The following is a 25,612-nucleotide window of genomic DNA, read 5'->3' on the forward strand; positions in this document are numbered from 1 at the left end:
AGGCCCGATGTCGCGCCATTCTCGCGGATCGCCGTCATGTCGCCGGCGACGTTGTAGTCATAATCGACATAGAACCCGTCGTTCCACGTCAACCGCGTCCGGCGTCCTGCGAGATCATAGGCGTGATTGGTGGCGAAGCTGTAATATTGCTCCGTCGTCGTCCGGCCAAGCGCGTCGTAGGCGAACGTATTGACGGCCCAGCCATCGCCGGTTGCGGTCTTTAGTCGTCCCAGCAGGTCATAGGTGTAGCTGACGTTCCAGTCGTGCGGGACGCTCCACGTCACAGACTGGTCGTGCGTTGGAGTGGTCTTGCCCGACACCCGGTTAAGGTTGTCATAGCCGTAGGTGATGCTCTGCCCGTCGCGCAGCCGCTGGCTGGTGACATTGCTGGCGGCGTCATAGCCTAGCTGCTCATAATCCGTGGTCGAGCTCGCACCCGCCGCAACCGTGGTCACCGGATAGCGTGTGATCGAGAGCCGATCGAGGCCGTCATATTCGTAGCTGGTCTTGTTGCCCTCGGCGTCGGTCACGCTCGCGAGCTTGCCGTTGTTGGTATAGCTACTGGTGACTTCATCCGACTGATCGGCGGTACCATAGGCGGTCTGCACCTTGGCGATCCGTCCCGCAGCGTCATAGCTGTTGCGGGTTATCCGGTCCGGTCCGGCAGTACCCGTGGTTGCGAGCGTACACGCGCCCGGGAGCGATCCCCAGGTCGCACTGTTCATCCGCAGCGCTGTGCACTCGAGCCGGCCGACCGTGTCGTAGCTGTACTGGGTCACCTGCCAGGTGCCTCCCGCGGCGGTCACCACGTCCTTGGTCTTGAAGCCATTGGCATCGTAGGTCGATGTGGCCTGTTGCGCCGAGGCGAAGGCCGCCCAGTCACCGTCGCTCGTGCCGTCGACATTGCCTGCCTCCATGATCGTGGGCTGGCCATCGGCATTGTAGGTCGTCTTGACTGCCCGGCGCTTGAGCGCGCCCGCCCCGTCGGGGTCCGGCGAGATCATGCCCAGTCGCTGGCGGTCGGCATCATAGCGGTAGGTGACAGTGTCCGCCGTTCCGGAGAGCGGACCGTCGACCGTGAGGAGGTTGCCTGCCGCGTCGTAGGTGCGCCCCACGGTGGCGCTCAGGCTGTTGTCACCGGCCGCGGTCGTGGCACTCGTCGTGTTCGCGTTTGCGTCATAGGCGAGCGTTGTCTTCACTTCGTCCGCGGTGCCGACACAGCCTGGCGCAACACCCGTCTGGCACTGCGACACACCGGTCAGCTGTGAGACCCCGGCCCCGTTGATGGTGTAGCTGTATCGTGTCTGTGGGCGATTGGCGCCGCTGGTAGCGGCGGGCAGCGTCACGCTGGTCAGCAGGCCGGTGGTGGGATCATAGCTGTAATTGACGACGTTGCCGCGGGCATCCGTCGTCGTGTCCGGGCTGTTGCAGGAAGGCGTCGTGCAGCTGGCAGGGTAGCTCGCGCTGGTGACGATGTCCGCGAGTCCTGAACCCGCCTTGGCCTTGAGCCTCGTCTCGGTTACGTTGCCGCGGCCGTCATACTCATAGTGGACCTTATTGCCCTCGGGGAAGGTGATTTCGCTCGGGCGCCCCACCGTGTCGTAAGTATAGGAAGTCGTGCGGCTCAGCGGATCGGTGACGGATACGGGTCGATAGATCGACATATTCGCCACGACCGTGGTCTGCTGGGACTGCGCATTGGTGACTACGGTGGTTGCCGTGTTGCCGGAGACGGTGCGATTATAGCTTGTCGTAAGGCCGTCCCGCGTGACTGAATTCACGGATACCCCTGTGTACGACACAAGGGTTGTGTCGGCAGTTGCGCTCGGCCGCCGAACCCCGGTGATGAGTTGTCCGCTTCCGTTGATACGCCACGTTTTCCCGCCCGGCGTCGTGATCGTGTACACGTTCGTGGATGGGTTTGCGTAGGTGACTGTCCGCGATCCGCTTCCACTAACGAGAGTGTTGGAGAGTGACGCGCTGGTTCGACGATACCATGCTGCGCTGGGCGCCTGGTGAAGCAGCACCGTGTCCGTCGCATATGTCCAGTTGATCGAGTATCCCGCACTGTTCGAGATGTTTGTAAGTCGCCAGAAATAGTTGCAATCGAGCGATCCGTCCGGATTGAAGATCGTCGAACATTGCGAGCGAACATCCCAGTTGAGGTTGGCGGTCATGCCGCTCCTGCCGGCAACGCTGATTGCCAGAAGGGTGCAATTGGCGTTGTTGAACATGTCGCACAGATTGGAAGCGCCACCTTGTGGCTCTGCAGGGTTGCCGAACAGGATCCTGACGCCGTCGAGGCTTTTATAGGTCAGGGAATTGTCGGGATTCACCGTCAGCGTGGCACCGGTCCCCCGCGTCGACGACGCGCTCGCGCTGGTGAAATTATCGGATTGCAGGCCCAGACTCACCGCATACTGAATGGTTGACCCCGACAATGTCTGGGTCACCGACATTGCGGACCAGTTATCGCGCTGCCCGTCCGTGGCGATGAGGGCGAGTTCGGCAGCGCCTGAGCCTATAGACGCGATCGGAAGCCGCAAGTTGAACGAGCCATCGATGAGATCGACGCCATTAGTGTCCAGGAGAGGGTGCGGGGAGCCGCTCTGCGCCAAAGCAGGGGCGGCCGCGCCAGCGGCAAGAACCGTGGAAAGGAGCAAGGCAACGCGGCGCGAGCGGCGAAAGGTCATCACTGTAGTCCCCCGGTTTCAACGTGATCGGTGCAGCTTGGCAGCTTCGCGGGCGCTCAGGGCGGCGGGGGATTGGTTGAGCCGGTGACCTTGAGGTTGCGGCGGTTGTTCGCCTTGTCGTGCGTGTACTCATATTTGACGCCGTTGTTCACGGCACCTGCGCGCTCGACCTTCACCAGACGCCCCTTGGCATCATAGGTGTAGGTGACAGTTTCGGAAGCGCTTGCCTGCGATGCTGCGAATGCGCACGAAGCCAGAATAAAACCGCTACATAGGACTCGCATATCGACCCCCCCAACTATTGCCGGTAGACGAATTTGTCAGCTTGAGCGCCCCGACGCGCGGCATTTAATTCCGCTTTGTGAAGACTAACGCCATCCTGGCACCCGGCGCAATTGTTTTATGCTTGGTTACTGCAGTATTAGCGCCGATAGTTCGCTTGATCCGCCGCGATCTCCGGCGCACGATGCATTCGTGCTCATCTCAGCGATCTCTATAACAGCTTGGGAACTCGCCGCCGCCGCCGTGGATTACGCCCCTTCGCCGACCAATCCCTCCGGATCAGGTTCGATTGTGACAGCGGTTCGATGGCTGGAAGAAACCCTGCTCGGCACCATCGCTACGACTGTTGCTGTCATATCCGTCGCCAGCATAGGATTTATGGCACTGAGCGGACGCGTCGATCTTCGCCGTGCCGCGACCATCGTTCTGGGATGCTTCATTCTCTTCGGGGCCTCGAGCATCGTCGCCGGGCTGGAAAGCGCCGTGCGCGACCAAGGCTCGTCCGGTTTTGCGTCCCCCCTAGCGCAATCAGCCGACATATCGCCGTTGCCGACGCTCCCGCAACGTCCAGCAGGCTACGACCCTTATGCTGGTGCCGCCGTACCGCAATGACGGGGCCAGCCAGTCGCGTAACCGATCACGCTCGCTGGCTCGAATTCTTGCTTCCGGGTCGACACAGCCTTTCGATCCTGCGTGAACCGGAAGGTCCGCTTTCGGGCATCCGCGTTGATGCGCTGAACGGCCGGAATGAGGGCGCGTAGCGGACCGGCAGGTCTGCGGAAGCAGACTGGCGGTTCCTGGGCCGTTTGCGGACTAGCGGCTTTTAGGAGGGGGAGCGGCGATAGCTGCCATCCGGATGATCGTAAATAGAATTGTGCGAGCAGGAGTAGTGGAGGCGATTGCCGTCGGCATGTAAACGCAGTCAGCCTGCGTGAATGATGGCGAAGGCCTTTTCAGATCGCCAGCGTTTCACCATCCTCGGGGATGAGTAGGCGCTGTTCGTATCCATCCCGTTTCGAGAAGGCACGAAGGTCGGCTCGGCTGAGGATGCAGTGGTTGACGGCTTCCATGTGGCTGGCGATCAGCATGGCGTTCGGCGCGGCACGATGCACGGCGAGGACGTCAGCAGGACCCATGATGATCGGATCGAGTCCGATCACCGTCGCCATCCCGGCGTTCAGTACGATCACGTCCGGGGAGTAGCGGGCAATGGCGCGCTCGACCTCAATGTTCCAGATCGTGTCGCCGGCGACATAAAGAGTCTTGTGAGCTGGATGACTCATGACGAAACCGCTGACGGGGCCGAGAATCTGCGGCAGCGCCCTCAGCGTTGCGTCGGTGCCATGCTGCCCGCCAGTACGGTTCAGACGCACTCCCTGAAACTCGGTGTTTTCGGTCAGCAACCGCACGTCTGAGAAGCCGGCCGATCGGAGCTGGGCGGCGTCCTCGGCATTCTGGGCGAAGATCGGCAGCGACTTGTTCAGTTTGGCCTTCGCCGCCTCGTCCCAATGGTCGGGATGCAGGTGCGTCACGATGACGGCATCCACGTCGACGATCGAGGCGAGTGGCATGGGAAGCGGCACCAGCGGGTTGCGCCGCTGGCTGTTCGCCGTTCCCTCGAAGCCGGGATAGGCGTCCTTGTCCGCCAGCAACGGGTCGACGAGGAAACGGACCCCACCATAGTCGATGCGCAGGGTCGCGTTACGCACCTGGGTCAGGCTCGCGCTTCGCGTGGAACGCTCGGTGACGGCACTGGCCGACACGTTCGCGGCGAGTAGCGCCGAGACCAGCAGCGCACCACCGCCGGTGATGATTGCCTGGCGGCGTGTCAATGCGTTCGGCGCGTGTGAAATATCGACCATCTAATATCTTCCCTCAACCGGCGTTTCCGGGCGGTCGGCGCACGCGCCGCCGCCCGGGACGTTGCGCCTAGTTGGCGTCGGCGGCCGCAGTCTCGATGAAGGCCGCGACTTCCTGAGGGTGCGATAGCATCACCGCGTGACTGCTCTTTATCTCCACGATTTTGGCTTTCGCGCGGCTCGCCATGAAATGCTGGAGACTGGGGGGAATCATGTGGTCCTCCAGCGTCAGCATGTGGTGCACAGGCTTGCTCTTCCACGCTGCCTTGGTGAGCTTGAACTGAACTGCTCCCAAGCCCCAGGGTACCTGCGAAGCGTTCATGAACCGTGTCGTGGAGGCGGGTACGTCGGCTGCGAAAGACGTTGGAAACTTGGCGGGATCCACGAGCAGGAATCCATCCGCCGGCGGCAGGAGGGGTGCGGCTTCCTCACCCGGGTGGGGCCTCGTCGCGAGGTCGTAGACGGACTCGCCCACGTCGGGTTCATAAGCCGCGATGTAAACGAGCGACTTCACCTTCGGATCGTCGCCAGCCAGGGTGATGACCGCGCCGCCATAGCTGTGGCCGACCAGCAGGACCGGCTTGGTCGCCTTGGCGATCACCTGACGCGTCGCCTCGGCATCGCCCTCGAGCGTGACGGTCGGGTTCTGGACGACCAATACCTCGTAGCCGTCCTTGGTCAGGATGTCGTAGACCGACTTCCAGCCCGAGGCATCGACAAAGGCGCCGTGCACCAGGACGATCGAGACGGGTTTGTCGGGCGCGCGGGTCTGGGCGGCGGCGGAAGCGGTGGTAGCCATAGCGAGAAGCACTCCTGCAATAAGATGTTTCATTGACGTCACTCCAGGTTGAACGGGTCACTCGTGGTCAGGCGTGGCCGAGCTTGCGATCCAGGGCGGCGATGAGGGCTTCGGCAATCGGATGATCCGAGCGCGGGTTCTGGCCGGTGATCAGCTCGCGATCTTCGACGACATAGGGCTCGAAGTCCGGCCCGGTATCGATGGTGGCGCCCGCCAGGCCGAGCGCAAACGGCATGTCGAAATATAGCTTGGCGTGCAGGATTGTGTCCTCGATCACCTTCTCTTCGGCCTTCTCGAAGACGGTCATCCGATAGCCGGCATATTGCCAGCCCTTGGCCCAATCCTCTGCCTTATCGGGATCGCCCGCGATCAGCGCAGCGCGGAACTCGCGCGCATAGGGCATGGCCGCTGTCGAAGAGATCGGACCGTGACACAGCATCGCGGTCGGCTTGTGATGCTCGTGGACGTGGCGCAGGATTTCGCCGACCTCCTGGTCCTGCATCAGGTCAACGATCGGTGCCTGGCCGCCGGGGATGAAGACCCCGTCATAGCTGTCCAGCCCCTCGTCGAGGATCGAGCGCAGAGAACGCGCCCTCATCGAGGGGTCAGTGGCGTAGAAGGCCTTGGCATGCTCATAGGCGGGCACATCGCCGCCGAAATGCGCCGGCGCGTCCGAGGCCTTGTCGATCGTCGGCGGCGCGCCATTCGGAGTGGCGAGCACGACCTCGTAGCCGGCGTCGATCAGCGCCATCACCGGCACAACCGTTTCGTTGAGATACTGCCCGGTAGCGCCCCAATATCCGCCCCTGGTCTCGATGCGAGTCGCGTTCGAACCAATGACGAGGACCTTTCCTTTGCTCATGACGTCCTCCGTTGCGGTGATCAGCCGAAGCAGCCGCCGCACATCTGATACGCTCGCGTCTCGGGTCTCGGTCGTGAATTGCGGTTAGTTTGGGTTAAGCGAAAACCTGGCCCCAGAACCGGCCGGCTGACGCTCGAGCCTGACCGAGTTTTACCGCGTTTAACCCCGCCGATGCAGAGTGCTGGTCTAGGGACGCAGTCTGCCGAGAAGGTGCTTCGCAAGGAGGGCCGGCCATAGCGGGAGAACTGAGATGACCAGCAACGTGAAGACCGTGGGCATCTTGACGGCCCATCCGGGCAGGGAAGCCGACCTGCGCAGCTTGGTCGAAGGATTGATCGGCCCCAGCCGGTCGGAACCGGGCAATCTGCGCTACGACCTCTGGACCGATCCATCCCAGCCCGCCGTCTTTGTGCTCGACGAACTCTATGTCGACGCGGATGCGGCCGCGGCGCATCGGGCTTCTCCGCATTTTCAGCATTATCGCGCGAATGTCGGCGCGCTGGCCGACCGCCGGGCCTTGAACCTCCGGGCGGTCGTGGTCGCCTGAGGCGGGATGGACGGAGATTCGGAGACGATGGGCAGGAAGATTAATCGAGAGGACTGAACGATGCCTACGATCACTACTCCAGACAGCGTGAACATCTTCTACAAGGACTGGGGATCGGGTCAGCCGATCGTTTTCAGCCACGGCTGGCCGCTGACGGCGGACGATTGGGACGCCCAGATGACCTTCTTCCTTCAGCACGGGTACCGGGTGATCGCCCACGACCGGCGCGGCCATGGCCGATCCGACCAGCCCAGCACCGGCAACGACATGGACCACTGGGTTGCCGACCTCGCGGTCCTGACCGAGCATCTCGGCCTGCGCGACGCGATCCATATCGGGCATTCGACGGGCGGCGGTGAGGTGGCGCGCTATGTCGCTCGCCACCAAGAACGCGTCGCGAAAGCGGTGCTGGTCGCTTCCCTGACGCCGAACATGCACCGGAGCGACGATAACCCGGCCGGTCAACCGCCGGAGTGGTTTGACGCGATCCGGGCAGGCGTGCTGGGCAATCGCGCCGAGTTCTTCCGTTTCGTCCCCGAGAATCCCTTCTACGGATACAACCTTGACGGGGCGAAGCCTTCGGAGGCGATCATCGCGAACTGGTGGCGCCAGGGCATGGCCGGCGGCGCGCTCGCTCACTACGCGACGGTCGACTCCTGGCTCGAAGATTACACCGACGACCTCAAGAAGATAACCGTGCCGGTGCTGGTGATGCATGGCGAGGCCGATCAAGTCGTCCCGTTCGCAAGTTCCGTTCCGCGTGCGGTCGACCTGCTCAAGAACGGGTCGCTGAAGACGTATCCGGGCTATCCCCATGGCATGCTGACCACACATGCGGATGTCCTCAATCCCGATCTGCTCTCATTCATCAGGTCTTGACGACGTCTCTCATCCATCATCGCCTATGGTCGAGATTTGGTGATTTAGAGCGAGGAGGGTTCGCGTTTCGGCGTCGTGACGAAGGAACGAACAAGAAGCTCAAATCGTCCTCGAAAATTCATCACCCAAGATCCCGATCGAGGCGGCGGCTTTGGCAGAATTGCTCGGCCTTGACAGAGGTCCACTCCGCCGTCCTCACACCGCCCTTGGCTGGCTGACGCCAGCCGAATATGCTGCATCCGCCGGGATTAATCCCGGCGGATGCAGGCCGGAAACTCGCATCATTCCCGGATGAGAAACCGGGGGGACCCTCAGCTCCAGCGTGACACCGCGTCCGCTTTGGATGAAATATGGGGCATGTGGTCCGCTGGGAAATACCTTCTGCTGGGGATGCTTGCCCCCGCCCTCGCGAGCCTGGGCGATGCGTACGCAGCGGATGCGCAGCGCAACCTCCAACAACTGCGGCATACCGTCTGGACTTCGAGGGACGGAGCTCCGCCGGAGGTCTGGGCTCTCGCCCAGTCGGACGACGGTTACCTCTGGCTAGGCACGGGAGGCGGACTCTACCGGTTCGACGGAGCGAGTTTCGAGAAGTTTCGACCAGCCAAAGGCGAGAGCCTTCCCTCGCTCAACGTCAATTCCCTGCTTGCCACTCGCTCCGGTGACCTTTGGATCGGCTTTGCATCAGGTGCCTTGGCGAGACTCCGCGCCGGCCACCTGACGACGTTCGACTTAGGCCTCCCGCCGGTGCCCGTGTTGGAGCTATCTGAGGACACCGCAGGCGGGATCTGGGCGGCCCTAGGCGAGAATGACAGAGGGGGAGTCGCGCGTTTTCGTCGGGGCGGATGGGAAATTTTCGGCCGTTCTCGCGGCGTAGCCCCGGGCGCGGCAACCAGCGTCCTCGGGGCGGCGGACGGATCGGTCTGGATAGCGGCCGGTGGCGAACTCGAGGTGTTGCGTCCGGGCGCCAATCGCTTTTCGCGCATCGCCGCCTCGGCCTCGGACAGGCCAAAGCTCAAGCAGTCGCCGGATGGAGCGATATGGCTCACCACCGGTGCCCGCCCTGGTCTTCAGCGCATCGCAGCATCACCTGCCCAAGCCACGCCGACGTGGGTGGTGCCGCCGATGACGGCCAATCCGCGAGCGGAGAGCATTCTGTTCGATCGGCGCGGCAGTCTTTGGGGAACCTATGGGAGTGGCGGCGTCTTTCGTCTCCGCGGCGTCGGCTTGGGAGGTGGTGCGCTCGTCGCCGGGAGAGAGATGTTCGGCGTGGAGCGCGGCCTCACCTCCAATCTCGCCAACCCCATCCTGGAGGATCGTGAAGGCAATGTTTGGGTAGGGACGAACCTCGGCCTCGATCAGTTTCGCGAGACGAGCGCGGTGGTGGCCACCGGGCTGCCCACGGATTCGCGGAATGGTTTCCGGATCGCGCCGGGCCCTGCGGGCTCGATGTATGTGACATCAAACGACGCTCTCTTTAGAGCGAGCCCAGAGTATGTCGCCCGGAAGCTGGTCCGACTTCCGCGGCGGCCATTGATACTGCACACCGATGCGCTGTCACGAACCTGGATCGGCACGGACCGAACGCTCGGCATTCTGTCCGGCATCTCAGTTCAGGACGTGCCGCTGCCGTGGGCGAGGAGCAGACCATTTGCTCTGATCGAGGAAACCCCGGGTCGAATCTGCGTCTCGTCCGTGGAGGGGGCTTTTTGCCGGGAGGGGCGTGGATGGACGTCCGAACCACGCCTGGCGACCCCAGGTATTCTGCCCATGCAGATGCTCCGCGACGCGGTTGGGCGCGTCTGGATCGCGGAAGGCAGCCGCATCGAGATGGTCGATGGGAATGCACGTCGGATATTCTCCGCGCGCAACGATCTTGCGTTGGGGACGGTCGTCGTCATCGCCGTCCGGGGACGGCATGTGTATGCGGGGGGCGACTTCGGATTGGCAAGGTTCGACGGCCAGCGGTTCGTCACACTCAGATCGGACGTGCACCCGGTTTTGAGCCGGACGGCGGGAATCGTCGAAACGTCCCAAGGCGACCTGTGGCTCAACACCGTGGCCGGCGTGGTCAAGATCGAGAGCGCCGACCTGGACGATGCGTTCGCGCATACCCGTCGCCCGGTGAAGGCACGGGTGTTCGATCGCGACGACGGGATGCCCGGCGTGGCGCAGCAGGACTCCTGGTCGCAAACGGCGATGGAGGCCTCTGACGGGCGCCTCTGGTTCGTGACGAGGCTCGGCATCGCCTGGATCGACCCCAAGCGGCTTTCCTTCAACTCGCTCCCACCGCCAGTGATCATCAAGTCCTTGGTTTCCGGTGGCCGGATCTATGCAACCGCTACGCCCATTCAGCTGCCAAAAGGCTCGTCCAATCTCCAGATCGAGTATACCGCGCCGAGTCTTTCCGTACCCTCGCGCGTGCGATTCCGTTACCAGTTGGAAGGCGTGGACGACGGTTGGGTTGACCCGGGCACTCGCCGCGAAGCCTTCTACACGGGCCTTAAGCCGGGCAGCTACAAGTTCCGCCTTATAGCGGCGAACGACGACGGCGTATGGAACCGACGAGGCGCGACACTGGAGTTCGAAATCCCGCCGACTTTCTTCCAGAGCTGGCCATTCTACTTCCTTTGCGCAGCGCTGGCGTTGGCGCTGCTGTGGCTCGGCTATTCGCTGCGGCTACGCGCCGTCGCCGAGCGCATCCGGGCGGGGATGAACGAGCGGCTGGACGAGCGCGATCGCATCGCGCGCGAGCTGCACGATACTCTGTTGCAGAGCGTGCAGGGGCTGATCATGCGCTTCAGCAACATCGCGCAGGACATAACTGCGATTCAGCCGGCACACCGCGAGATGCTAGACGCGCTCGACGGCGCAGAGGCCGTCGTGGTGGACGGGCGCGACCGCATTCATGAGTTGCGCCGATGGAGCGGAGCACGGAGCCTGTCCGATGTCGTCACCCGCACCGCCGAGCGGCTTCTGCTTCCCGACAAGATCGAGATTCGAGTAGGCGTCGAGGGGATGCAACGGGAGATTTACCCCGCAATTGCCGATGAACTGCTGCGTATCACGGACGAGGCATTGTTCAACGTCTCCCGTCACGCGCACGCGCACAAAGTCTCAATCACCGTTGCTTATGGCGCGGAAGCACTCGTCTTGCGCATCATCGACGACGGAATCGGTATCGCGCCGGAGATCGTTGCCCGGGGCGGCGTCGCGGGTCATTTTGGGCTCGTCGGCATGCGCGAGCGGGCAGAGAAGATTGGCGGCCAACTGGCCATCACCACTGCCCCGGCCGGCGGGACGCAAGTGGAAATGAAGATCGCGGCCGAGATCGCTTATGCCGACAGACCTCGACGTAGATGGCTGACCTGGTGGCGTCGGTTGGCGGTGAAGCGCAACGGTGCATGACATAGTATGCCGCGAGACGGCATGCGGTTGTTCATCTCCGTGAAGCGGGGTTAATTCAGGTAGCATGACGATCTTGGGCGGGTGCTGGCTGTCGACGCGCGTGAGGCGAAGGGGCTAAGTCCGGGGCTAGTCGAAGTGGCGGTCGGGGGCCAGCATTGCCCATGCCGACAAATCGCGCCCAATCTGGCTGGCTTGGCGGCGTTGGTTCGCGAGGGAACGCAGCGATGGATGACTCAGTAACCGCCAATCCCATCCGCGTGATGATCGTGGACGATCACCCGATGTTGCGCGACGGGGTCGTCGGGTCGATCAAGCGGCAGCCCGATATGGTCGTGGTCGCGGAGGCTGGCGACGGCGCCGCTGCGATCGCCGCGATCGAGGCGGCCAACCCCGACGTGGTGCTGATGGACCTCCAGATGCCCGGCATCGACGGGGTCGAGGCGATCCAGACGATCTGCAGAAAACATCCGCAGGTTCGTATTCTGGTGCTCACAACTTATGTCGGCGACGCGAAAGCGTTGCGGGCCCTCAAGGCGGGGGCCAACGGCTATTTGCTCAAAAGCGCGATGCGAACCGATCTGATCGACGCGATCCGCGCCGTGCACGGCGGCGGATGCCATATCCCTCCGGAGGTCGCGACGCAGATAGCAGTGCATGCGGTTGGCGAAGCCCTGACCGAGCGAGAAATCGCGATTCTGTCGCTGGTGGCAGCCGGCAATCCGAACAAGCAGATCGCCTGGAGGCTGGGCATCTCGGAGGACACGGTGAAGGCGCATCTCAAGCGCATCTTCGCCAAGCTCGGTGTCGCGGACCGAACGCACGCGGTGACGGTTGCCGCCAAGCGAGGGATCATTGAACTTTAGCCATTCCGTCAGCGGGTTGATCGACCGAAAGCGTTTTCCACCTGGTCGCCGACCTCGTGCGCCAGGGATGTGTTGTCACTCATATGGGTACTCCGGCTTCCCCGGTTTGGGGCCATGGACCGATGTTGGAGCCGAAGCTTATTCTGCCGCTGTCGGATGGGGCGGCACTGTCGAACGCACTCCAGTGATGGGCCGGATGCCGACTGGTCAGGCTATGCGCCAAGCCTGGAGGAGTGTCGAAATGCCGACTGCTGCCGCTTCCGAAGCTCTTCCGGGGACGACTCGTTCACCAGAGCACGCATCCAGTTTTGACCAAGCAGTACCGGCTCAACGCTGCTTTGCGTTCGGCCCGTTCCTCCTGAGGCCGGAACAACAGTTACTGCTAAAGCGGGAAGCGCCGGTCAGAATCGGGGGGCGCGCACTCGACATCCTCACGGCTCTGGTCGAGAAACCGGGCGAACTGGTGGACAAGCGCACGCTGATCTCGCGGGTCTGGCCGAACATCTACGTCGAAGAGACCAATCTCAAGGTGAACGTGGCTGGCCTGCGGCGAGCCCTGGAGGACGATCCCTGCGTGCCGCGGTTTATCGCGACCGTCGTCGGTCGAGGCTATCGCTTCATCGCGCCGGTCCGTGCGACTGCATCGCCGGCACCAGCTTCAGATCGCCACCCCTCAGGAGAGGTGCCTAGCCTCGTCGAGTTAATCGAAACCATCAATGCCGTTCGGCGACATCTCGCGCAGATCTCGTCACCCGGAAGATGAAAGAGGCGGCATTCGGAGCGAGAGGAGCAAGGGTTCGTGCGGCTTCCGGAACTCACCCAAGAGGCGTCACGGTCAGGCGCTTCGAGATACTCGACCCCAAAAGCACCTGAACCAAACCGCCCACTACCTTCCATGGGAGATTGACGTCATGATCCGCATGTTTTTCCGTATTTGCCGCGGCCCTTGCGGCCGCCCTGTCCACTGTCGCATCGGCGCAGACGGAGAAGCCGGTGTCCATCGTGCTGGTCCATGGCGCGTTCGTCGATGGTGCCGGCTGGAAGGCGGTCTATGATCACCTTACCAGCGATGGCTATGACGTGCTCGTCGTCCAGCAACCCACCCGCACCCTCGATGACGACGTATCGACGACACGGCGCGCCATCGCCGCCGCCCGGCATCCGGTGATCCTCGTCGGGCATTCCTATGGCGGGGCGGTGATCACCGAAGCCGGGGACGATCCCAAGGTCCGCAGCCTGGTCTATCTGGCTGCCTACGCCCCGGACGTCGGCGAGTCGGTCCTCGACCTCGCGGAAAAACCCCATCCGGGCGAGGCACGCGCTCCACTGCTGCCGCCGGCGGACGGCTATCTGACCGTCGATCCGGCGAAATTCCCGACGGCTTTTGCCGCTGATGTCGACCCGTCGACTACGCGCTTCATGGCGGCCGCCCAGATGCCCTGGGGGTTGAAGGCGCCGCAGACCAAGCTGACCACGGCCGCGTGGAAGGGCAAACCGACGTCCTTCCTGCTCATGACGCAGGATCACATGATCCCCCCGAGCCTCCAGCACATGATGTCGAAGCGGACGGGCGGCAAGGTGGTGGAGATCAGCAGCAGCCATGCCGTGATGCTGTCTCATCCGCAGGAGGTTGCCGCCTTCATCGAGACTGCCGCGAGGGCGTCGAAGTAGCGAGGCACGGAGCGTCGCGGACGCTCCGTGCCTCGCAGCAGAAAGGAGCGAAACGATGTCCCTCAAGCAGATCCTTCCGGGCCGGCTCGGTTTCGGCGCCGCGCCGCTCGGTAATATGTTCCGCGACATTCCCGAAGCGGAAGCGCTCGCAACCGTCGATGCCGCCTGGAACGACGGCATCCGCTATTTCGACAACGCGCCGTTCTACGGAGCGGGCCTGGCCGAGATCCGCATGGGCGATGCGCTCGCGGCACGCCCGCGCGACGCCTATGTCATCAGCACCAAGGTCGGCCGGATCATCCTCGACGAAGTCGAGGATGTCAGCGCGCGTGACCTCGGCGAAAAGGGCGACGTGTTCAAATATGGTCGCCCCAACCGGATCGTGAACGACTATTCGGAGAGCGCCACGCTACACTCGATCGAGGACAGCCTGAAGCGTCTCAAGACCGATCGCATCGAGATCGCCTGGGTCCATGACGTGGCCCAGGACTTCTATGGCGACGAATGGCTGTCGGTATTCGAGAGCGCCAGGCGGGGCGCGTTCAAGGCGCTCGACCGGCTTCGCGACGAAGGGGTGATCAAGGCGTGGGGCCTCGGCGTCAACCGCGTCGAACCGATCGAGCTGCTGCTCGACCTCGACGGTCCGCGCCCCGACGGCTCGCTGCTCGCGGGTCGCTATACGCTGCTCGACCACGACCGCGCACTACAGCGGCTGATGCCCAAAGCCGCGGAGCGCGGGCTGGGTATCGTCGTCGGCGGTCCCTACAGCTCCGGGGCGCTCGTCGGCGGGCCGAACTTCGAGTATGCGCCCGCCACCCCTGCGATCCTCGACAAGGTCACGCGGATCAAGGCGGTCGCCAATCGCTACGGCGTCAGCATGAAGGCTGCGGGCCTGCAATTCTCGCTGGCGCATCCGGCGGTCGCGGCGGTGATCCCGGGCGCCAGCCGACCCGGGCGCATCGCCGAGGACAGCGCCGCGCTGAACGAGGTCGTGCCTGCGGATTTCTGGACCGATCTGCGCCGTGCGGGATTGATCAACCGCGACGCACCCACGCCCGGGATCGCATGAGGAAGAATGACATGAGCAGCACCAGTCCCTGGACGCGCCGGACGGCGATCAAGGCCGGGGCCGCGTTGTTGGCCGGCGTAGCGGGAGGAGGGATGTCGCTGCCCGCGATCCCGGAGACCGACGGCTATTGCCCGGTTCCGGGCGGCAAGGTCTATTGGCGCAGGTTCGGTTCCGGAAAGCGCACCCCGCTGCTGATCCTCCACGGCGGGCCGGGCGCGGCGCACAATTACATGCTGTCCCTGAAGGCCCTAGCCGATGATCGGCCGGTGATCTTCTACGACCAGCTGGGTTGCGGAAAGGCGGAGTCTCCGACCGACGAAACGCTCTACACGATCCAGCGCTCGGTGGACGAACTGGATGCCGTGCGCCGCGCACTCCGGCTCCCGGAAATCATCCTCGTCGGACACAGCTGGGGCACGTTCCTCGCGATCGAATATATGTGTCAGGGACGCGGCGTCGGCGTGGAGAAACTCGTGCTCAGCGGAGCGAGCGCTAGCACGGCGCAGGTCATCGCCGGCCAGCAGCGACTGATCGACTCCCTGCCCAACGGCTTTGCCGCAAAGCTCCACGGGCTGGAGAAGGCCGGCCGGATGGACAGCCCGGAATATGCGGCGCTCACCCAGCAATTCTACGACAATTTCGTCCTGCGGGTGCCGCCGACGCCCGACGCGCAGGCTTCGTTCGAGGCATTGGCCAAGTCGATCGCCTATCGCGTCATGAACGGGCCGAACGAGTTTTACATCACCGGGATCATCAAGGATTGGGACCGGCACAGGGACCTCAATGTCATCACCCAGCCCGTCCTCCTCACGACGGGCGAGTTCGATGAAATCACCATGGATTGCCACACGACGATCCGGGCGGGCGTGTCCGGGCTGTGCAGGCTCGAGGTCATGGCCCGCTGCTCGCACCTGACGATGGTCGAGAAACCGGACGAGTATAATGCGCTGGTGCGAGGGTTCGCAAACGCGGCGTGAGGCCCCGCATCGCGACGATAAAGGCAGCCGAAAACCAACCACGGCTTCCTTCAACTCGATCAGCCCTTTCGGCTATGTCCAACCGGTATATGCCCCGCATTGTCGAATGGCGGCTTTTGGGAATGGAGTAGCGACTGCCGAACGGCGACAATGGGGCGCATTGCCGTCATTCGCGTCGACCAAGCGGAAATGATCGAGCAGCTTCCAGACAACCATCGACACCAACGCGGGTGCGACCGCGAATCCGATCACCTTCGACGTTCCTTGTTCAGGATAAGAGACCGGCTCAAGCGTCAGCGCACACCGCTGGCCTGTACCGCCGCGTAGCAGCCGAAGAGGTATAAACAGGACCGGCGCTTCCCTGCATCGGACATCGGTTCAGATACTGGGTTCCGTCGGCATGCAGGAATGGCGTGTACGCGCCGCCCAAGCGTTTCAATGAGATATTTGGCCGGAGGTCCTTGCGCGCAAACGGGCGGAATAGACTCACCGCCCCATTCGGCATAAACCCTTCACGCCGCTTCGGTCTCGTAAGCCGGAGGCGGTGCACTGTCATGTGCTGAGCACGGGTCCGCTCTGTCGGGCGGCTCCCGGAATAAAATACCTCTCGTAGGAAATACGGGAGGCGTGCTGCCCCGTGCTCGCACGTTACGAACCACCCGGCGCCAGCCGGGTGAGCACGGGGGTATCTATATGGCTTCGAAAGTGGTGCGCGATCACACTCGTTTGCGCACCTGGCCCACGATGGGCTTTCTGCTGGGCCTACTGCTCAGCTTTCCGCCGACCAGATTCGACATCAATACGATGGACATCCTGATCGTCGCTTGTGCCACCGGTCTGGTCTATGCGGTCGTTACGTTCCCGGCCGCCCTCATCGCCAATCGGTTTCGTGGACCATCGAAAACTGGGTTCCCACGCGTCGAAGTGGAAACCGGTCGTGCATGGCTACTGTGGGGGTGCGTGGCGCTCTCGTTGGCGTTGAAGCTGCTCGGGATGTTCGGGTTGCTATCGGTGGCCATCACCGCCGCGACGAACGAGCAGCTCGGCAAGCTCCTTTAGAAATCGCCGCTTTTTGATCCGACAGTTATGTCAATATCGTGATTTGCTGCCCACTGGAGGCGGCGCGATCTTCACCTGGGGCGCACGCTGAATATCCGGTTCTGGGCCGTAAGCCGCCAGACCGATCCCTCCCTGGGCTTGGCGAAATTTGCGATGTTCACGCATAGAGCCGAATCGCACGGCGCGGCGTGACCCAGTAATTTCGCCAAGCCGATTTTTGGGGAACAAAAGTCAGACATTTTACAGGATTTTACAAATAACGCATGAGAAATGCGGTGTAACGTTCCTGAAACACACAAATAATCCTTCTCGGCACTTTCATCTGTCAAAATAGGATGGCATGATGCGTCCGCCGGGGGCACATGCCGGCGTGTTTCGGGGAGCACCCTAGTGGGCCCAGATCTTGCGTACGGCGTCGGCGTCCCGCTCGAGCGCCCACCGTTTTTGCGCCGCGACGCGGCATCAAAGCGTCTTTCCGATTTCCGGGCCGAGCCGTCCGAGAAGTTCCGGCCGGAGTCCGCGCGTATCGCGCCGAGGCGCCGATCGCCGGCAGGGCATCACCTTATTGCACGCTGATCCGCCGGCCGCGCCGGCCCGCGAAGGTGTGTCGATCATGCAATGACGAATTACGAAGGAGACAATGATCCTGGCAGATTGAGAACGGACGACCGCCGCGAGCCTCTGGATTGAGGGACATGATCGGAAGCAGCGGCGCTTTTCCCTAAAATCGCGAACCCTTTTCGGAGCACTCTCGCAAATGACGGGAGGCTAGAAAATGCGATGAATCAAATTATGGTCAAGTCAACTCGGTTGATTTTGGCTATCGTGCCAGTTTTATTCCATGAGATCTCAAGTTAACTACAAAAAATATGGGAATAGTCCGATAAATATCGACTCATTAACCATTTGTTAACTTCCTTCTTCTAGCCAAATCCGGTCGATGTCACTTCATTTGCAGGTTATTCATGCACTTGACGGTGGCTTTAAAGGGAGATCGGCGGGTGATTCAAAAAGGGAAAAATGCGGCTCCCGGGAGCCGAGCAGTGGCGAGGCGCCCGAAGCGTCGCCTGACCGCGGTCGCGGCGATGATCGGAGTCGCTTTCGCCGGCGGCGCGGGCGTTTCCGCGCTGGCGCAGCAGGCAGCGGCGCCAGCGGCCGCCAATCTCTTCCAGGAGCAGGCTACCAAGCTGGGCGCGAAGACCTGTACCGGGCTCTACTCGGCGCTGGGCGGCCTGGTCGCCCAGGGCTCGACGCACGCGGTGCGAACCCAGACCAACAAGGAATCGCCCGACACCCATCTCGTGCGAGGCACGGTGGGGATGACCTATAATCTGCCCGAGCTCAAAGGGCAGGCAGCTGGCGTGGTCCTTGCCGCGCCGCGGGGCAAGGGCTGCGAAGGCCAGTTCGTGCGCGTGGCGCCGTTCCAGAGGACTTGCCAGCAAATGGTGGGCCTCTTGCCCAAGGGCAGCGCGACGAAGGCCAATCTGTCCGGAGTGCCGCTCTACGAGCTGGGCGGCGGCCAAGGGCAGGCACTGATGATCGCGAGCGGCCAGAGTTGCGTCGTCGTGACCATCACCGACGGCACGCAAGGCGCGTAAGCGAACACCGATCGGGCGCCGCCGTGTCGCACGGTGGCTGCCGCTTTCGACCAAGCAATCGGGATCACGGGCGTGTGCCGCACGCAGCGGACAATTGCGCCCACTTCGCCGCCCGAGCCGCATCAGGGCCGGGCCAGTCAACAGGGAGTATATCATGATCGAGGCCGAGACCGCATCGAACGCACACAGCCGCCACTCCAATTTCGGGGGCAACTGGATCAACGGGCCGCACGGAGCAGGCTGGACGCAGCGGCGCCGGCTGATGGCCGTGCTGCGCCGCGCGCACCGCGTGCTGGGCGTCGACCGCAAGGAACTGGGCGTTGGATCGCTGGGCTTCGGCGGCGGCGCCCGATCGGCATTGCTGTCGTCCGCGAGCCCGGCGGGCATGATCGGCGGCCTCGCCGCGATCGTCGCGCTGGGGCTGCCCTCGGCGGCGCAAGCCCAGACCGCCGTCGGAAACGGCACCGCGTCGGGTGCGCAGAGCATAGCGATCGGAACCACCGCGACCACCGCTACCGCGAGCGGACCCCGCAGTATCGCCATCGGTAACCAGCCGACGGCGGCCGGCGTGGATTCCATTGCGCAAGGCACGCTCGCCAGTGCCGGCGCCCAGAACGCCGTCGCCATCGGCTTCCAGGCGGCCGCGACTCAGATCAACACCGTCTATCTCGGCTCGCGCACTGCTGCGGGAACGGGAGCGCTTGCACCCGGGGCCATCGCCATCGGCACCGATGTGACGGCGTCCCTGAACGACGCCGTCGCGATTGGGCGTCAGTCCGTTTCATCGGGTCAATATACGGTGGCTCTCGGCCTGTTCGCGAATGCCTCCGGCCCTGGGGGCGCGGTGGCGGTGGGGCAAGGCGCCATCTCGAACAACGTCAATACGGTCGCGCTCGGCGTCCAGGCCAATGCCACCGCAGCGGGCGCCAGCGCCTTGGGCACTTTCTCGCTTGCCTCGGGAGGGAACTCTACTGCGGTCGGCGTCGGCGCCACGGCCAGCGGTGCCTATGCCTGGGCCGGCGGTCATGGGTCCGTCGCCGGTGGTGTCAACAGCACGGCAATCGGGCGCTTGGCCAACGCCGCCGGCGCCGATTCTGCCTCCGCCGGTTTCAATTCCAGCGCGGCGGGAATCAGCGCATCGGCGTTCGGCACCGTCGCCAATGCCTCGGGAGACTATTCGCTGGCTTTGGGCAACCAATCCGTATCGAGCGGGTTCGGCTCGGTCGCGGCGGGTTCTGGAGCCCAAGGCACGGCATTGGGGACCGTCGCGATCGGCAACAACACCCTTGCGACCGTCGCCCGCGCAACGGCGCTGGGTGTCAGCGCGTCCGCGGGCGGGCAGAGTGCGCTGGCTGTGGGCGATACCGCGAATGCGAGCGCTAATGCCAGCACCGCCATTGGCAACACGGCAGTTGCCAGCGGCGTAAACGCCTCCTCGTTCGGATCTGGCGCGAATGCGACAGGCGACAATTCCCTCGCTGCCGGCGTCAGCGCCAATGCCAGCGGAATCGCCAGTACCGCACTCGGCATCGGCGCCAAGGCCACGGCGCTATCCGCGGTCGCGGTTGGAAACAATGCGATTGCGAACGCCGCCGACTCGGTCGCCATCGGCACCAACACGACCGCCACCGGCGGCAAGGCAGTGGCGATCGGCGCCGGCAACGTCGCCAATGGCGACGGCGCGGTCGCGATCGGCGATCCCAGCACCGCGACCGGCGACGGCGCGGTGGCGCAGGGCAAGGACAATACTGCCACCGGCAACGGCTCGGTCGCGATGGGCAACACCAACATGGTCGGCGGCGGTGGCCAGGCGATCAGCACGCCGGGCATCGCAGCGCAGGGTGCGGTGGGCATCGGCTACCAGAACACGGTGGTCGGCCAGGGCAGCGTGGCGATCGGCAATACCAGCAGCGCGCTGGCGGCGGGCGCGGTCGCGTTCGGCGACACCGCGGTGGCGAACAATGCGCGCGACGTGGCGCTGGGTTCGGGATCGGTCACCGCGGTGGCGGTGCCGACCGCCAGCGCGACCATCAACGGCACCAATTACGCCTTCGCCGGCACTACGCCCACCAGCACGGTGAGCGTCGGCGCGTTGGGCACCGAGCGGACGATCACCAACGTCGCCGCCGGCCGGATCAGCGGCGGCTCGACCGACGCGGTCAACGGCTCGCAGCTCTTCGCGACCAACCAGTCGATCGACTCGCTGGCGAACACGGTCAACGCGACCGCCATCCACTATCTCAGCGTCAACGACGGCGGCGTCACCGGCGGCAATTACACCAATAACGGCGCGACCGGGGCGAATTCGATCGCCCTGGGTGTGAATGCGGCTTCGCAGACGGTGGATAGTGTCGCCATCGGCAATGGCGCCTTCAATCAACCTCCGGGAGCCGGCGTCGTCGCCAACCAGATTGCGATCGGTTCCGCGGCGCACACCTTCAGCGGCAATGCTATCGCCATCGGCTCCCAATCCTCCGCGCTCAACGTGAACGCGATCGCGCTCGGCGCGTCGGCGACCGGAAGCACCGCCTATGCTATCGCCATCGGCTCCGGGCCGGCGGCGGGCGCGAGCGCAACTGGGATCGGGTCCATTGCCATCGGCGGTGGCGGCGGAACCGTGCCCACCGGTGCTCCAGCCTCGGCAACCGGAGCGCGCGCGATCGCCATCGGTCAGAACACGGTTGCGGGGTTCACGAATTCGGTCGCCATGGGCAACAGGTCCACGGTCGGCAGCGCGTCTTCGGTCGCGCTGGGCGATACCGCCACCACGGGCGCGACCGGCGCGAACGTCGCCATCGGCAATCTGAGCACCGCCAATTCCGGTACCGCAGCCGGCGGCGCGGTGGCGATCGGGCGCTCCAACACCGCATTCGGCGATGGTGCGGTATCGATCGGCGATCCAAGCTACGCCAGCGGCACCGGCGCCTTCACCGGCGGCGCGAACAACATCGCCAACAGCGATGGAACCGCAACGGCCACGGCCGCAAACCAGGCCACTGGCGCGGTCGCGATCGGCAACAACAACCGGGCGATCGGCCAAGGCAGCGTCGCGCTCGGCAACGGCTCGACCGCCGGCGCGGCGGGCCTCGCCGGGAATGTCGCACTCGGCAACGGCGCGACAGCCACGGCAAGCGCAGGCGATGTCGCGCTCGGCTCGGGCTCGAGCACGCTTGCGGCAGTAGGCACGGCCAGCGCGCTGATCGGCGGCAATACCTATAACTTCGCCGGCACCACGCCGCTCAGCACTGTCAGCGTCGGCGCTGTCGGTGCCGAGCGGACCATCACCAATGTCGCGGCGGGCCGGCTCAGCGGCAGCTCGACCGACGCGGTCAACGGCTCGCAGCTCTTCGCGACCAACCAACAAGTGACGCAAAACACCACCGACATCACCAATCTCGATGGCCGGGTGACGACGGTCGAAGGCGCCATCACCAACATCACCACCGGTGGCGGCATCAAATATTTCCGCGCCAATTCGGTGCTGGCGGACAGCCAGGCGCTGGGGACCGACTCGGTCGCCATCGGCCCCAATGCAGTGGCCAACAATGCCGGCGACATCGCGCTCGGCAATGGCTCGACCACCACAGCGGCGGTGGGCACGGCGAGTGCGCTGATCGGCGGCAATACCTATAATTTCGCCGGGACCACGCCGCTCAGCACGCTCAGCATCGGCGCCGTCGGTGCCGAGCGCACGATCACCAATGTCGCCGCGGGCCGGCTCGACGGAAGTTCGACCGACGCAGTCAACGGATCGCAGCTCTTCGCGACCAACAGCCAGGTGACGATCAACACCAATGACATCGCCGCTCTCGATGGCCGGGTGACGACGGTCGAAGGCGATGTCGTCAATCTCGACGGCCGGGTGACCACGGTCGAGGGCAGCCTCACCAATCTCGGCAACGCGCTCACCAATATCACCGGAGATACCTCGACTGCCTATACCGACGCGAACGGCATCGGCATTCGCTACGCCCGCACCAACGAGACGGGCCTCGCGCAGACCGACGCCTTCGCGCAAGGGGTGGGCTCGACCGCGCTCGGCTATCAGGCAACCGCCGTCGCCGGGAATGCAGTCGCGCTGGGCCGCGGGGCCCAGGCCAGCATCGACGGCTCACTGGCGCTGGGCAGCGGTTCGCTCGCCGATCGTGCGATCGCGCCGATCAGCGGCACGATCCCGACCGGTATCGGCTTCGTTCCGTACAACACGACCGACGCGACGCTGCTCGGCGCCGTTTCGGTAGGCAACGCGACGACGAACCAATATCGCCAGATCACCAACGTCGCCGACGGCACGAATGCGCAGGACGCCGTAACGCTGCGCCAGCTCCAGGGCGCGATCGGGTCGGTCTCGGTGACTCCGGTGCTCTACTTCCATGCCAATTCGGCGGCGGTGGACTCGCTCGCGGCGGGCGCGGAATCGATCGCGGTCGGCCCGACCACCGTGGTCAACGGCGACAACGGCATCGGCATGGGCAACGGTGCGATCGTCGATCAGACCGCGCCGGGCGGCACTGCGATCGGGCAGAACGCGCATGTCTCGCAGGCCGACGGCATCGCCTTCGGCACCAATTCGATCGCCAACGGCATCCAGTCGATCGCGATCGGCCCCGGCGCCAACGCCAGCTTCTCGGGCAGCGTCGCGCTCGGTGCCGGGGCGACGACGGCGGTCGGCTCGCGGACCGGCTATACCGGCTATGGCCTCGCCGCACCGCAGAACTCGGCGGGCGAGGTTTCGGTAGGCAGCGCGGGCGCCGAGCGGCAGCTCACCAATGTCGCGGCGGGCTCGGCGCCGACCGATGCCGTGAACGTCAGCCAGCTCAACCAGGTGGCGCAGAATACCGCCACTGCGCTGGGCGGCGGGGCATCCTACAATTCGACCACCGGCGCCTATACCGCACCGAGCTACACGGTGGGCGGGAACACCTACAACAATGTCGGCGACGCGCTCGGCGCGCAGACCACGGCGGTCACCAATCTCGAAAACCGAGTGACCACCGTCGAGGGCAACGTCACCAATCTCGGCGACAGCGTGGCGGCCGGGCTGGGCGGCGGATCGACCTATAATCCGACGACCGGCACCGTGACGACGAACCTCAACGTCGGCGGGAACAACTACAGCAACGTCAACGACGCGTTGCAGGCGCTGAACTCGACGGCGAGCGCCGGCTGGAACATCCAGGCCAATGGCGGTCCCTCGACCAACGTTCCGTCGAACGGCACGCTCAACGTTACCGCCGGCTCCAACACCGTCGTGACGCTGACCGGCAATAGGCTGGAAGTCGCGATGGCGGACAATCCGACGTTCAACGGCGTGGTCAATGCCAATGGCGGTCTCGCCGTCGGCGCCAACACCAGCGTCAACATGGGCGGCAATGTCGTCCAGAATGTCGGAGCGGGCGCAGTGAACGCGACTTCGACCGACGCGGTCAACGGGTCGCAGCTCTACCCGGTTCAGCAGCAGGCCAGCAATTCGGTGCAATATGATCCGGGCCGCAATTCGGTGACGTTCAACCCGGGCGGCCAGGCGGCGGTGCTGCACAATGTCGCGGCCGGCGTCGCACCGACCGACGCCGTCAATCTCCAGCAGCTCAACGACGGCCTCGCCAATACGCTGCAATCGGCCAACGCCTATACCGACTCGCGGCTGGCCGGCGTCGAGTTCGATCTGTCGCAGGTCCGAAGGGACGCCAATGCCGGTACCGCGGGCGCGCTGGCCGCGGCGGGACTTCCCCAGGCGTTCGAGCCGGGGCGCGGAATGCTGGCGTTCGGCGCCGGCACTTATCAGGGGCAGTCCGCCTTCGCTCTCGGGCTCTCGCGCGTGATGGATGACGGGAAGACCGTCATCAAGGCCGGCGCGACCTATGACACGCAGCGGCGCGTCGGCGCCAATGCCGGCGTCGGCTTCCAGTTCTGACCCCCCTCTCCCATCTCATCTTCCAAGGAGGACACAATGAAAACCGAGTTCCTCGCGCTCACGATCCTTTCGGGCCTCATCAGTCCGGCCACGGCCATGGCTCAAAAAGCCTCGCCGCCGCCCACGACCTATGTGGCGTCGGTCGATCCCTCGGCCTTTCACAAGGCACCGCTCGAGCACAAGAAACTGGGCGTGACGGTGAGCCCCGCCTCGGTGCGGCTGATCACCCCCGGCGTCGACAAGTTCAGCATCTATCCGTTGCTCGGCCCGCCGCATTTCGGCGAAGGCATCACGCGGCGGTGGAATTATGTCCTGTTCTTCCCCGTCGCGCCTGGAAGCGTGGAGCGGGTGCGCTGCCGGATGCAGATCCGCTTCGAGCGGCAGCGCGGGCGCTATAGCGTCACCGTCTCCGAAGTGATCTGGCAGGAGCAATCCTGCGCGGATCGGGTTGCGGCCGCGAGCTGATTGAGGGAGAGGTGGCGCTATGCGATTGATCGGCGTGTTCGCCACCTCCCTACTCGTGCTTGTCGGCGTTCCCGCTGCCGCACAGACATTCGGACCGCCGGTTCCGGGGATGTGCCTGTTGTCGCGGACAGGTGCCATCGGCGCTTCGCGCGCGGGCCAGTCGATGCAGGTGCAACTGAAGCAGATGCAGGCATCGCTGAACGGCGAACTGGCGCAGCGGCGGGCCTCCATCGATCGGGATCGCCGGGCGCTCGAAGCGCGGCAAAGCGCCATCGCGCCCATCGAGTTTCAGCGGCAGCTGGGCGTCCTCAACCAGCAGGCGCAGAGCCTGGAGCAGCAGCAGAATGCGCGTTTCATCGCCGCGCAGACCCGCGGTCAGCAGCAGATCGATCGCGCGCTCAACGACGCGCTCAGCCGCGTCATCACGCGCAACGCATGCGGCGTCGTGATGGAACGCGACCACGCTTACGGGTGGAACAACGCGATGGACATCACGTCGGCGGCTGCCCGCGAGATGGACGGCATCCTGCAGAACGTCGTTCTCCAATGAGGGGCTTCCACGCGCGGCTGCTTCCGGGCGCCGCACAAGTGGCCGGAATGTCTGAATTTAGGGGGCGGGTTCAACGGGTCATCAGCTCAAACATATCACGAGCGGTACTGCTTTAGC

Annotated in this window: 17 protein-coding genes and 1 pseudogene; 14 read left to right on the forward strand and 4 right to left on the reverse strand. The window is 64.2% G+C overall.

All coding sequences use genetic code 11. The features are described from left to right. A pseudogene (locus tag BR78_RS20890) lies at nt 1-2,459 on the reverse strand (RHS repeat protein); the annotation flags it as partial. Nucleotides 2,460-3,095: 636 nt separating this feature from the next. Here BR78_RS20890 and BR78_RS21320 point away from each other — a divergent pair. After that, nucleotides 3,096-3,587 carry a TrbC/VirB2 family protein gene (locus tag BR78_RS21320; RefSeq protein WP_081855683.1) on the forward strand — a complete coding sequence of 164 codons (492 nt, stop codon included), beginning with the start codon at nt 3,096-3,098 and terminating at the stop codon, nt 3,585-3,587. A 341-nt stretch (nt 3,588-3,928) separates the two neighbouring features. On the opposite strand, the gene BR78_RS0107390 is transcribed toward BR78_RS21320, so the two are convergent. From BR78_RS0107390 to BR78_RS0107400, 3 genes are all read right to left on the reverse strand, one after another. Continuing rightward, nucleotides 3,929-4,837: an MBL fold metallo-hydrolase gene (locus tag BR78_RS0107390; RefSeq protein ID WP_081855684.1), complete on the reverse strand. Its 909-nt coding sequence runs from the start codon at nt 4,835-4,837 to the stop codon at nt 3,929-3,931. Between the two features lie 67 nt (nt 4,838-4,904). Next, nucleotides 4,905-5,633: an alpha/beta hydrolase gene (locus BR78_RS0107395; protein ID WP_197021321.1), complete on the reverse strand. Its 729-nt coding sequence runs from the start codon at nt 5,631-5,633 to the stop codon at nt 4,905-4,907. Between the two features lie 67 nt (nt 5,634-5,700). Then, entirely contained in the window at nt 5,701-6,495 is a 795-nt protein-coding gene (locus BR78_RS0107400) for a type 1 glutamine amidotransferase domain-containing protein (protein ID WP_025560531.1), read from the reverse strand. Nucleotides 6,496-6,745: 250 nt separating this feature from the next. On the opposite strand from BR78_RS0107400, the gene BR78_RS0107405 reads away from it, so the two are divergent. The 13 genes from BR78_RS0107405 to BR78_RS0107470 all read left to right on the forward strand — a co-directional run bounded on the left by BR78_RS0107405 (nt 6,746) and on the right by BR78_RS0107470 (nt 25,495). Continuing rightward, a complete protein-coding gene (locus tag BR78_RS0107405; RefSeq protein WP_025560530.1) occupies nt 6,746-7,042 on the forward strand; it encodes a putative quinol monooxygenase in 297 nt (98 codons plus the stop codon). Nucleotides 7,043-7,102: 60 nt separating this feature from the next. Continuing rightward, nucleotides 7,103-7,921 (forward strand): alpha/beta fold hydrolase, encoded by an 819-nt coding sequence (locus BR78_RS0107410; RefSeq protein ID WP_025560529.1) that lies wholly within the window; start codon nt 7,103-7,105, stop codon nt 7,919-7,921. Nucleotides 7,922-8,311: 390 nt separating this feature from the next. Beyond that, entirely contained in the window at nt 8,312-11,329 is a 3,018-nt protein-coding gene (locus BR78_RS0107415) for a sensor histidine kinase (RefSeq protein ID WP_231478198.1), read from the forward strand. A 260-nt stretch (nt 11,330-11,589) separates the two neighbouring features. Beyond that, on the forward strand, nt 11,590-12,192 hold the full coding sequence (locus BR78_RS0107420) for a response regulator (RefSeq protein ID WP_231478236.1): 603 nt from the start codon (nt 11,590-11,592) through the stop codon (nt 12,190-12,192). 241 nt (nt 12,193-12,433) lie between these two features. Beyond that, nucleotides 12,434-12,955, forward strand: a complete 522-nt coding sequence (locus tag BR78_RS21325; protein WP_081855686.1) for a winged helix-turn-helix domain-containing protein — start codon at nt 12,434-12,436, stop codon at nt 12,953-12,955. Nucleotides 12,956-13,185: 230 nt separating this feature from the next. Continuing rightward, nucleotides 13,186-13,863 (forward strand): alpha/beta hydrolase, encoded by a 678-nt coding sequence (locus BR78_RS0107430; protein ID WP_025560524.1) that lies wholly within the window; start codon nt 13,186-13,188, stop codon nt 13,861-13,863. Nucleotides 13,864-13,918: 55 nt separating this feature from the next. After that, on the forward strand, nt 13,919-14,932 hold the full coding sequence (locus BR78_RS0107435; protein WP_025560523.1) for an aldo/keto reductase: 1,014 nt from the start codon (nt 13,919-13,921) through the stop codon (nt 14,930-14,932). Nucleotides 14,933-14,943: 11 nt separating this feature from the next. After that, nucleotides 14,944-15,909, forward strand: a complete 966-nt coding sequence (locus BR78_RS0107440; protein WP_029725304.1) for a proline iminopeptidase-family hydrolase — start codon at nt 14,944-14,946, stop codon at nt 15,907-15,909. A gap of 693 nt (nt 15,910-16,602) precedes the next feature. Further along, complete coding sequence (locus tag BR78_RS0107445; RefSeq protein WP_025560521.1) at nt 16,603-16,968, forward strand: hypothetical protein; 366 nt, start codon at nt 16,603-16,605, stop codon at nt 16,966-16,968. Between the two features lie 1,043 nt (nt 16,969-18,011). Next, nucleotides 18,012-18,566: a hypothetical protein gene (locus BR78_RS0107450; RefSeq protein WP_025560520.1), complete on the forward strand. Its 555-nt coding sequence runs from the start codon at nt 18,012-18,014 to the stop codon at nt 18,564-18,566. A gap of 154 nt (nt 18,567-18,720) precedes the next feature. Further along, nucleotides 18,721-24,480, forward strand: coding sequence for a YadA-like family protein (locus BR78_RS20435; RefSeq protein WP_025560519.1), 5,760 nt, complete (start codon nt 18,721-18,723; stop codon nt 24,478-24,480). Nucleotides 24,481-24,516: 36 nt separating this feature from the next. Next, complete coding sequence (bamE, locus tag BR78_RS0107465) at nt 24,517-24,945, forward strand: outer membrane protein assembly factor BamE domain-containing protein (protein ID WP_025560518.1); 429 nt, start codon at nt 24,517-24,519, stop codon at nt 24,943-24,945. A gap of 19 nt (nt 24,946-24,964) precedes the next feature. Beyond that, entirely contained in the window at nt 24,965-25,495 is a 531-nt protein-coding gene (locus BR78_RS0107470; protein WP_025560517.1) for an OmpH family outer membrane protein, read from the forward strand. The last annotated feature ends 117 nt before the right edge of the window (nt 25,496-25,612 follow it).

It is taken from the genome of Sphingomonas sp. UNC305MFCol5.2, assembly GCF_000712135.1.
Classification (GTDB): domain Bacteria; phylum Pseudomonadota; class Alphaproteobacteria; order Sphingomonadales; family Sphingomonadaceae; genus Sphingomonas.